We start from the raw sequence: 10,092 nt of genomic DNA, 5'->3' as shown, positions 1-10,092 counted from the left end.
TGTCGTTCTTGTAAAACGACCCATCAACGAGACGTTAATGGAGCAAAAAACATTCTCGCGGTCGGGCTTGGCCGTCTTTAGTAGGAATCCCCCTCCTTTGAGGGCGGGGAGGAAGTCAAAGTTTAGACTCAGCTTCAAGTGAGCACGTTTAACTACTTGGGAATCGAGAGTATGTCAAATCACCAATCAGACAACGCATCAAATAAGTCAGTCAACAAAGCGGTATTGGTCTTATTTCATAACGATTTGCGCATAGAGGACAATGAAACGTTAGTCAAAGCGGCGACATTGGCTAAAAGTAATCAAGGCAACCTGATGCTTATCTATGCTGGTTTTTTGGCTGATTGCATTGAACCGAAAGAGAGCCGTCAAGCTTACCACTTTAATGAGAGGGGCGCTGCTCGTCAGCAGTTCTTGTCTGAGAGCTTGGCTGATTTGGATCGATCGCTTCAGCGCCTTGGTAATCGATTGCTTTATCTGTCGCCAAGCTATTTATCAAAGAGTCATTTGTCACCAGATAAGGTAGAGTCTGCCTTAAACGCCTTTACTCAGTTATGCCAGCTCATTGAGCAGCAACAAGTCACAGATATCTGTGTTAGCCAAACAGCAGATTATAATCAAAATAAAGGCTATGCTGCCTTGCAGAGCAAATATCCACAGATAATATGGCACAGGCAATCAACCAATACGCTATTTGCTGATTTACCGACACAAGACCTGCCCAAAAGCTTCACCCAGTTTCGTAAAAAGGTTGAAGCAAGCCATGATTTATTGAATGCTGACGAAGAGGTGGCTGTTTCTCCTACGCCAAAGTCGCTACCGCCAATGCCTGATGCGTTGATAGGTCATAGTAAATACCTTTTTAAAACACAACCATCTGATGAGCAAGCGCTTAGTTTTAAAGGTGGTGAAACAAATGCAATGCTTCATTTAACTCACTATTTTGATTCTGCTGCGCCGCGCACTTATAAAACTACACGTAATGCACTGGATGACTGGACGCATTCCACTAAATTCTCGCCTTGGCTGGCAAATGGTTGCTTGTCTGTGAAAATACTATTGAATCGCTTACGTCATTATGAGCGTGAGATTATCGCCAATGAGTCAACGTATTGGATATGGTTTGAGCTGCTGTGGCGCGAGTATTTTTATTGGTATGCGATTGAGCATGGTAGCAATCTGTTTTTGTTTAAGGGCATTGGTCATCAATTACCAGCTACTCATTTTGACGATCAGCGTTTGCAGCAATGGCAGAATGGCAGTACGCCATATCCTATCGTCAATGCTTGCATGAATCAGCTAAAGCAAACAGGGTATATGTCCAATCGAGGCAGACAAATCGTTGCTAGCTGCTTTATTCATGAGCTGGGTTTAGACTGGCGCTACGGTGCAATCTATTTTGAGCAGCATCTTATCGATTATGATGTCGCGAGTAATTGGGGGAATTGGCAATATCTAGCGGGCGTAGGCGCTGATCCAAGAGGATGTCGGCAATTTAATCTTAGCAAGCAAACCCAGCAATACGATCCCAATGGTGAGTTCATTGATAAATGGCAAGGCCGTCATGTAAGTTAAAGCGGTTTATGGATTTTAGACCATAAATGCTGAATAGCACGTTTTAAACCGCTTAATGGTATTATCAGCGGTTGTTTTTTATGCTAATAGCAAACCGTTATAATGAGTTATAAAATTATCACTATTGTATAACTTATAACATTCATATAAAATGAATCTTTAGGTTATACTCTATTCACATGCTTCTAAGAAGACTGCCATGCAATCGATCAACTTACCCAGCAAGCCGCCCAGCTCTCCGTATCCTATTCTGAATTTGAGCTTTCGAATATTTTTTAGTGCTGCCGCGCTATTTGCCGTGATAACGATGCTGCTATGGTCTTTTGTATTTACTGGTCATACAGATATTGACGCACAAGCGCTGAATACGTTGTACTGGCACGGTCATGAGATGGTCTATGGTTATGCCTTGGCAGTTATTGCGGGATTTCTCCTCACGGCAGTGAAGACGTGGACAGGGGTAATGATGCCGCATGGTTATAAGCTGCTGGCTATATTTGGCTGTTGGCTGCTGGCACGTTTGAGCTGGGCAGGTTTTGGGCTTGGTATGACGGTTGCGGGTAGCAGTATATCGTTGTTATATGTCGCCGCAGTATTTGACTTATTGTTTATCGCCTCGATGGCATTTGTGATATGTCGAGCGGTATTACAGGTCAAGCAGTATAAGCAAATGGGCATCTTAGCGAAATTGGCATTATTGACCGTTGGCAATGGAATCTGCTACTGGGGTATTATCAATGCCGATATGAATATGACTAAAATAGGTATTTATCTAGGGTTTTATTTAATTATCGGTTTGGTGCTGACCATTGGTCGCCGCGTGGTGCCATTCTTTATTGAACGTGGTCTGAGTGTTGGAACGACGGAAGTCATCAAGTTGCGCAATAGTAAAGTACAGGATATTGCGAGTTTATTGTTTTTCTTAGCGTTTTTTATCAGTGACTTGTTTTATCCTAATCAGTATCTGCTGACTATTACGGCACTTGGCGTAGCAGTGGTTAATATCGTCCGTTTAGTAGGCTGGTATCATCGCGGTATCTGGCAAAAGCCACTGCTTTGGTCATTATATGTTGCATTTTTGGGCATGTGTTTGAGTTTTCTGCTGTATGCGCTGCAACCATGGTTGGGCTATACTCATAGTATTGCGATGCATGGGCTTGCCATTGCAGGCGTTGGTATGATGACCGTGGCGATGATGACACGGGTATCGCTTGGCCATACGGGACGCAGCATTCATCATCCGCCCAAGACGGTGAATGTTATGTATGGTTTGATGGTATTGGCATTTGTCAGTCGCGTGCTGTTGCCGCTTGCCGATATGAGTCACTATCTACTATGGATCATGATTGCCCAAGGGGCGTGGATTGCTTGCTTCGTGCTATTTTGCATCAGTTATTTGCCGATGCTGGCACGTCCTAGACCTGATGGTCTGTTTGGTTAGAGTCTGTAGAGCCGTTATAATACTATCGCCAAAAGAATAGGGGATTTATCCAAGTCTATTGACTGATTGCTGACGTTTTTAAGTAGGTTGTTTTGCAAATATTATAAGGTTTCAAGACCTTTGTTTTCCAGACACTGTTTGTTTGAAATACCGTTTGTTTGAGACACTGACTTTTCAAGACCCTCATTTTCAAAATTATAGAGTTACATTGCTAAAATTTAAGCTGATACATACTTGAGAGATTTATATAAAATAGGAGCGCAAATAAATGCGATTGACCAATTATAGCGATTATGCACTGCGCTCATTGATTTACTTGGCGGTGAGACCAGAGCCGCCATTACTCGCAAATATCAGTGATATTGCTGACAGTTATGGCATTTCTAAAAGTCATTTGACCAAAATTATTCATCAGTTGGGTCAGCTTGGTTATATAGAAAGTGTGCGTGGTAAAAATGGCGGTATACGTTTGGCTCGTGCGCCAAAAGACATCAATTTGGGTGTATTAATTAAACAAATAGAGCCGGACTTTGATTTGGTCGAATGCTTCGCGACACCCGCTAATGATAAGAGTAGTGATGGTCGACAGACTGGTTCAACAGGTTTACCTATTACACTTATTGATGAAACGACAAATAACGCTAGAGGCTGCATCATTAGCCCAGCATGCCAACTAAAAAGTGTGTTCTTTGAAGCATTGACGGCGTTTATTAACGTCCTTGAGCGCTATACCTTGGCAGATATCATCAATAACGAAGATGAGCTAGCGTCTTTATTGTTTCGTTAATAACTTTTGATGTTGATGAAGTCATTGCAAAAAAGGGAGCGACCATCTTGGTCACTCCCTTTCTTATGATTCTAATGTGAGGTTATACGGTCAATTAAGATTTTTCTAATTTTGGGCGAGCTTTATCAATGGCTTTTAATAGCGCCACTTCAAACTCACTGTCATTGAATGTTACTAAATAGGAATGTGCGGCGCAGAAATTACGCACATCGCGCCATTCATGTGCCAAATTGCTTGCCCAATCGCAATATTGCTTGCCTGCATCGGGCTCATTTTTTAGCGCTTTTTTGGTCGTTGGGTGCAGTATCAGTTCAGGTAATATCGCCTCTAATAACTTCATCGGTGGACTCATAAAGGTATCATCGACGTGCAAGCTTTGACTGGCAGGATGATAGGCTAATAGTGAGCCTGCATGAATCATCTCATTGGGTGAGATATAGTGGATGCCTTGTGACATTGAGAACTTAAGCTCAGGGTAGCGCTTGGCGACCGCATCGCTTTCAACCAAGTCATCTGTCCATTGTACTTCAGGTACTTTTTTATGGTGGCGGCTACTGCCATAAAAGGTCGCCTGCGGGAAGTCTTTTGCCATTTGTGCACAGTGCACCGTATGGAATGGGTGGACGTTCAGTACTGCTTCGACATCTTGACCATTATTGGTTAATGCCATCACCTCATCGCGTACGTCACCAGTCAATGAATAACTATCCAAAAATATAAACTTTCCTGAGTTTAACTGTATAAGTGAGCACTGAGTGCCAATGTTTAGAACACCGCCAATGCGAAAAGATCCGCGTATATTCCAAAATCCTGCCCCTAAATCATGAATTTTATCGGTCATTGAAATTATTCCTTAGTGTTTTTATTCGAGTTTTTTAATGTCTCAGCAATTTTAATAATGAATATTTCTTATCAGTAGATGACAACTTATTATAATTGATATCTTATTATGGTGAGTCATGTACCTAAAGTCTGTTATAAAAAAGATGTTGATTGTTAGGTTCAGTGTATAACGTTAAAGTCGGATATAAGCCTATATCACCCGAGGGTCATTGTCATTCATAGCTTATAATTTATAGATTATTATTTAATGAATCTGTATAATATCTCTCACTATTTAATTTGTATTTGAAGGTTGAGTCATGAGATTTTTTGGAAAAATGAGCGCATCAGCGGTTATGGCAACGATGTTATTAGCAGGTTGCTCAAGCCTAAACAATGATAACAGCGTCACTAAAATTGACACTATCCAAGCTGCTCAAACCGCACCAGTCCCACAAGTAGATTTTCGTTTCAGCACTACTGAGAATTTTGATCTTGCCAATCAAAACAAACTTTCTTGGCGTGTGTTTTATGACAAACCCTCTACAGGTGCAGATGCTACTTGGTTTGACGCTGTAAAACATGGTGATCTAGCCACGGTAAAATACATGGTTAATAATGGTCAAGACTTAGAAGTTAAGGACACAGGTAGCCTTAATCAAACGGCGTTAGGCTGGGCTGCTTTTATCGGCTATGAAGATATGGTAGATTATTTAGTCAGCAAAGGTGCTGATATCTATGCTAAAGATGACGGTGATGTGTATAACGTCATGAAATCTGCTGTACTGGGAAAAAATACCAATATTGTCAAAAAAGTACATACGTTATTGAATGAAAAAGCGCCTGTGGACTTAAATGATCAGACGGTAGAAAGTGATGGTGAAACCTTGATTATGGTTGCAGCTAGTAATAATCGCCTTGAAACTGTCAAATATTTATTGGCGCAAGGCGCTAATCCAAATCTAGTGGCAACGACCAAAGACAAAAAAATGGGCTCGTATAATCAAGGTGCCTATTCATATGCGTGTTCGCGAGATTTGGTTGATATGCAAAAGCTATTAGCCGCCAATGGTGCTGTGAATCATCGCACTGGCAAAGCGAGCTGTGAATAATTGGGTTAATGACTTTACAAAAAAGGCTACCATTTCGGTAGCTTTTTTCTATGCTCAGTGCTCCTAAGTCAGACGTTGACCAGCGGATCGTTTATAAGTGTCTAGTTTATCAGTACCTAGTTTATCAGTGCTTTTCTCATGAGCGCCTTGTTTATGAGCAGTTTTTATAGTCGTAAGCGGATATACGAGGATTGTTGCCATAATTGTCGTTACTACATAAAAACTGATCGAAGCGGGTATCGCCATTAATATAGCGATGCATCCAAGCAATACCTGGCTTGCTCAGCAATATCTCATTAAAACGATAACTTGGACAAAAATGGCTACCATTCTTTATCTCAATCTTCATTTTTGCGCCTGTAGCCTTATCATAAAAACGACTGCTGTATTTTTTATTTGAGGCAATATGGTCATTTTGGCAAGTAATGAATAAAGCAGGCGTGTTCATTTCGCCATAGTCTTTATCATGATAGGGAGTTTGCGGAATAATCGCTCGAACCGTCTGACGTTTTGTCGCTAGCTGGAGTGCGCCGCCGCCGCCCATTGACCAGCCAATAGCACCCAAGCGCGTACTATCTATCTGAGCGCCTACCGTATCGTCACGAAGCATATGATTAAGCGCGGCACTTAACTGCGCCGCACGGCTCTCTGGGTCATCATAAATGGAGTTGGTATCGATGGTAATAACAACAAATCCCCAAGATGCCAAACGCGGCCCCCACCATTTAATAGAAGATTCGTAGGACACATAACCGGGTACTACTGCGATTCCGCCTAACAAACCACAGTCGCCTGCATTGGTTGGATAATAAATGGTTCCGCCACCAAAGCCGTTGGCTAACTGATGAGGAACAGCTTTCTTAGCCACCGAAAAAGGCCCCTTATCACGCGTATCTGACAGATTATCCGCTGTAATAATACTGTCGGCGATACAGTTTGACGGCACGGCTGGTGTTGATACAGGCGATGTTATTGCAACCGCTGACGCTATCGGGGTTGATACTATTTTGGTCGATTGCTCTTTAATTATGAGCTTGTTAGTTGCGGCTACTTCGTCTAACGTAACTGCCGACGCATTTATAGAAAAAACCAGTGCACCTATAGCGACAATCCATTGCGAATAAAAAGGGTATTTGGGCATCATAGAGAGTCTGCTATAGGTGAGTTGGATTTTGCCGCAGGTTATATTTTGTGGATATAAGTTTTTATAGATCGCATTTATATATAATAGATCAAAATAATAGTAGACAGTAATCTGCTTGCTGTCAAAAATATACGTCACCTACGCAGTATATAAATCAGCAGTTTTTAGTGTTCAACAGACCCTAAGTATAAATAAGGCAATACCGATAACACACCGAAACTAGAGTATGGTATTTGGTGTGCTAAAATCATACATGACGCCTATCCCTAGCATCAGCTATTATTTCCATTATTATTTTTGTCATTATTTCAGCTATTATCGTCCTATTTCTATTACTCACGCTAGATCATCCGCGTCCAACATAGCCTGTATCCCTGTGAAAAATACCATCAGTAAATCCCAAGATAATATGCCAGAACCTCTATCTACACCAATCAATTCGACATCGTGGGTATTAAAACTCACTATCGGCTTGATTGGGATGTTTGCTTTTTTGCAAGTGTATTCTATTCAGGCCATTTTGCCCGTATTAATGGTAGACCTGTCTGCAACTGAGGTGCAAGCTGGCATGATCGTCGGTGCAACGGTGATGGCGATTGCTATTATGTCGCCATTCTTGGGCATGCTATCTGACGCTGTGGGGCGTAAATCCTTTATCGTTGGCGCGTTATTATTTTTAGCGATACCAACTGCTTTAATTGCCCAAAGTCCGAGTATTGGTTGGATGGGCATGTGGCGGTTTATGCAAGGGTTGTCTGTACCGGGCATTACCGTGGTGACGATTGCTTATATCGGTGAAGAGTTTGAGGGACGCGCTGTCACGGAACTGATGTCGTTCTATGTCTCAGGATCGGTACTTGGCGGCTTTATGGGGCGATTTTTGCTTGGGCATTTGCACGAGATTATCGGCTGGCGTGCAGGCTATTATGTGATGGCAGCGATGACCCTTATCGGTGCGCTGTGGGTCGGCAAGATGCTACCATCGTCACAGCAGTTTGTGGCCAATCCGAATTTTCGTTCCGCGATGCAGACGCTCGGTGAGCATTTAACCAATCGTTATGTGGTGACGGCTTGTCTGCTAGGAGCGTGTGTCTTATTTTCACTCGTGGGCTGTTTTACCTTTATCAATCTACATCTTGCTAAGACGCCATATGAGTTGAGTACGGGTGCGCTTGCCAATATTTTTGCCGTTTATTTGATAGGCGTTGTCATCACGCCATTGTCGACGACCTTGCTACGTCGCTTTGGTTCAGCGCGCACAGTGCGCGTGGCTGTTTTCGTTTCTATGATTGGGGTGCTGTTAACGCTAGTGACGCCGTTATGGGGCATTATTATTGGTCTTGCTATTATGTCCTCAGGTGTCTTTATCACCCAAGCTGCCACCATCAGTTATATCGCCGTCAATGTTAAAAAAGGGCGCTCATTGGCGTCTGGTTTATATTACATGGGGTATTATGCTGGAGGTACGATGGGTGCGTGGTTATGCGGCATGGCTTATGCGCGCGGGCAGTGGTCGCTCACAGTATGGCTGCTCTTATTTGTACAGATTTTGGCATTACTGGTTGCCAGTTTTGGCATGATAAAAACAAAATCACGCGCGGCTTGATGGCTGTTTTTGAGCAATTTTCATCAAGCTATTGCAGCTTAGGATGTTTACGTAAGGTTGCTTTACATAGCGTCGATTTTTTCTTACTATCGATATAGCCTGTTCAATACACCTTAATAATTCTATTAATAATGTTAGCCACTATCACTTTTTAAACAGCCAATTTTTTATAAGTAAAAGCTAAAATAACTAGAACTGCGTGCCATCAATTATCCATGATTCACCCGCATAATAACTTATCCGCATGACCAACAAGGACGTCACATCTATGTCAAATATTTACCACAGCGCCCCTTCTGCTTACGATTATCCCTTATTAGTTAAGCAACTATTGAACCGTGCCAAAACGGTGTCGCTAGAGCAAGAAATCGTTTATGCTGACAAAAAACGCCTTACCTATAAAGATTTATTCAATCGTATCAATCGCTTGGCCAATGTCTTAGCAGGTTTAAATCTAGATGCAGGTGATATAGTGGCGGTGATGGATTGGGACAGCCATCGTTATCTTGAGTCGTATTTCGCTGTACCGATGTCAGAGTATATTTTACAAACCGTTAATATCCGCCTATCGCCAGAAAAAATTCTTTATACCATCAATCACGCTAAGCCAAAAGTGCTGCTGCTTAATTCTGAGTTTGCGCCATTGGTCAAAAGCTATCAGTTTGAAAACTCTAGTATTGAGCACATTATTTGGCTAGATGATGATGGCGTGACATCTGAAGGAGTCTTCGGTGGTAATCAAAACCGCGTAGTAGGTGAGTATGAAGCGTTATTACAAGCTGCCGATAGTGAGTTTGACTTCCCAGATTTTGATGAAAATACCATTGCCACAACGTTTTATACCTCAGGCACGACGGGCGATCCAAAAGGCGTGTTCTTTAGCCACCGCCAGTTAGTATTGCATACTCTTACCGAAGCGGCGACACTAGGTATGCTGCCCGACAAGCAAGGCGTCAGCTACGGTGATGTCTATATGCCGATGACGCCGATGTTCCACGTACATGCGTGGGGCTTTCCATTTACCGCGACCATGGCTGGTCTGAAGCAAGTGTATCCGGGACGCTATGCACCAGATGTGTTAATGGATTTGATTATTAATGAAAAAGTTAGTATTACCCATTGTGTCCCAACGATTTTGCAAATGGTGCTCAAAGAAGCGCAAGATCGCGGTGCTAGCTTTAATGGTTTAAAAATGATCATCGGTGGTTCACGATTGACTGAAGGCTTGGCAAAAACAGCCATGGCACAAGGTATCGAAGTATATACTGGTTATGGTATGTCAGAGACAGCGCCCCTTATTAGCTTGACAGAATTTAGTCTCGATGAGCCTAAAATGAGTGAAGATGAAGATATCGCTCGCCGTTGTATGACTGGTAAGCCCGTACTGATGGTGGACGCTCAAATATGGAGTAGCAATAATGAGTCGGTTGGTACCGGTCAAGACAATACTGGCGAGCTGGTATTACGCGCACCTTGGCTAACGCAAAGCTATCTAAAAAATGACGATGCGGGCAAAGAGCTGTGGGAAAACGGCTATATGCACACCCAAGACATTGCTTATATACGTCCTGATGGTTATATTAGGATTACTGATCGCTTAAAAGA

General features: G+C 42.5%; 8 protein-coding genes. 6 read left to right on the top strand and 2 right to left on the bottom strand.

All coding sequences use genetic code 11. The annotated features are described in order from the left end of the window. Positions 1 to 171: 171 nt before the first annotated feature. The 3 genes from B2575_RS09945 to B2575_RS09935 all read left to right on the top strand — a co-directional run bounded on the left by B2575_RS09945 (position 172) and on the right by B2575_RS09935 (position 3,803). Positions 172 to 1,575, top strand: a complete 1,404-nt coding sequence (locus B2575_RS09945) for a DASH family cryptochrome (RefSeq protein ID WP_296241728.1) — start codon at positions 172 to 174, stop codon at positions 1,573 to 1,575. A gap of 199 nt (positions 1,576 to 1,774) precedes the next feature. Then, positions 1,775 to 3,016 carry an NnrS family protein gene (locus B2575_RS09940; protein ID WP_296241726.1) on the top strand — a complete coding sequence of 414 codons (1,242 nt, stop codon included), beginning with the start codon at positions 1,775 to 1,777 and terminating at the stop codon, positions 3,014 to 3,016. Between the two features lie 268 nt (positions 3,017 to 3,284). Further along, positions 3,285 to 3,803 carry an Rrf2 family transcriptional regulator gene (locus tag B2575_RS09935; RefSeq protein ID WP_296241724.1) on the top strand — a complete coding sequence of 173 codons (519 nt, stop codon included), beginning with the start codon at positions 3,285 to 3,287 and terminating at the stop codon, positions 3,801 to 3,803. 94 nt (positions 3,804 to 3,897) lie between these two features. On the opposite strand, the gene B2575_RS09930 is transcribed toward B2575_RS09935, so the two are convergent. Next, on the bottom strand, positions 3,898 to 4,644 hold the full coding sequence (locus tag B2575_RS09930) for a hypothetical protein (RefSeq protein ID WP_296241723.1): 747 nt from the start codon (positions 4,642 to 4,644) through the stop codon (positions 3,898 to 3,900). A 301-nt stretch (positions 4,645 to 4,945) separates the two neighbouring features. Here B2575_RS09930 and B2575_RS09925 point away from each other — a divergent pair, with 301 nt between their 5' ends. Further along, positions 4,946 to 5,737, top strand: coding sequence for an ankyrin repeat domain-containing protein (locus B2575_RS09925; protein ID WP_296241721.1), 792 nt, complete (start codon positions 4,946 to 4,948; stop codon positions 5,735 to 5,737). A gap of 151 nt (positions 5,738 to 5,888) precedes the next feature. On the opposite strand, the gene B2575_RS09920 is transcribed toward B2575_RS09925, so the two are convergent. Further along, positions 5,889 to 6,881 (bottom strand): dienelactone hydrolase family protein, encoded by a 993-nt coding sequence (locus B2575_RS09920; protein WP_296241719.1) that lies wholly within the window; start codon positions 6,879 to 6,881, stop codon positions 5,889 to 5,891. Positions 6,882 to 7,290: 409 nt separating this feature from the next. Here B2575_RS09920 and B2575_RS09915 point away from each other — a divergent pair, with 409 nt between their 5' ends. Further along, positions 7,291 to 8,487, top strand: a complete 1,197-nt coding sequence (locus B2575_RS09915) for an MFS transporter (RefSeq protein WP_296241718.1) — start codon at positions 7,291 to 7,293, stop codon at positions 8,485 to 8,487. 268 nt (positions 8,488 to 8,755) lie between these two features. Next, positions 8,756 to 10,092: AMP-binding protein (locus tag B2575_RS09910; RefSeq protein WP_296241716.1), on the top strand; the 1,337-nt coding region annotated here is incomplete at its 3' end.

Origin of the sequence: Psychrobacter sp. UBA6739 (genome assembly GCF_002453835.1) — a bacterium.
GTDB lineage: Bacteria > Pseudomonadota > Gammaproteobacteria > Pseudomonadales > Moraxellaceae > Psychrobacter > Psychrobacter immobilis_A.
This window is presented reverse-complemented; position numbering and strand designations above follow the sequence as displayed.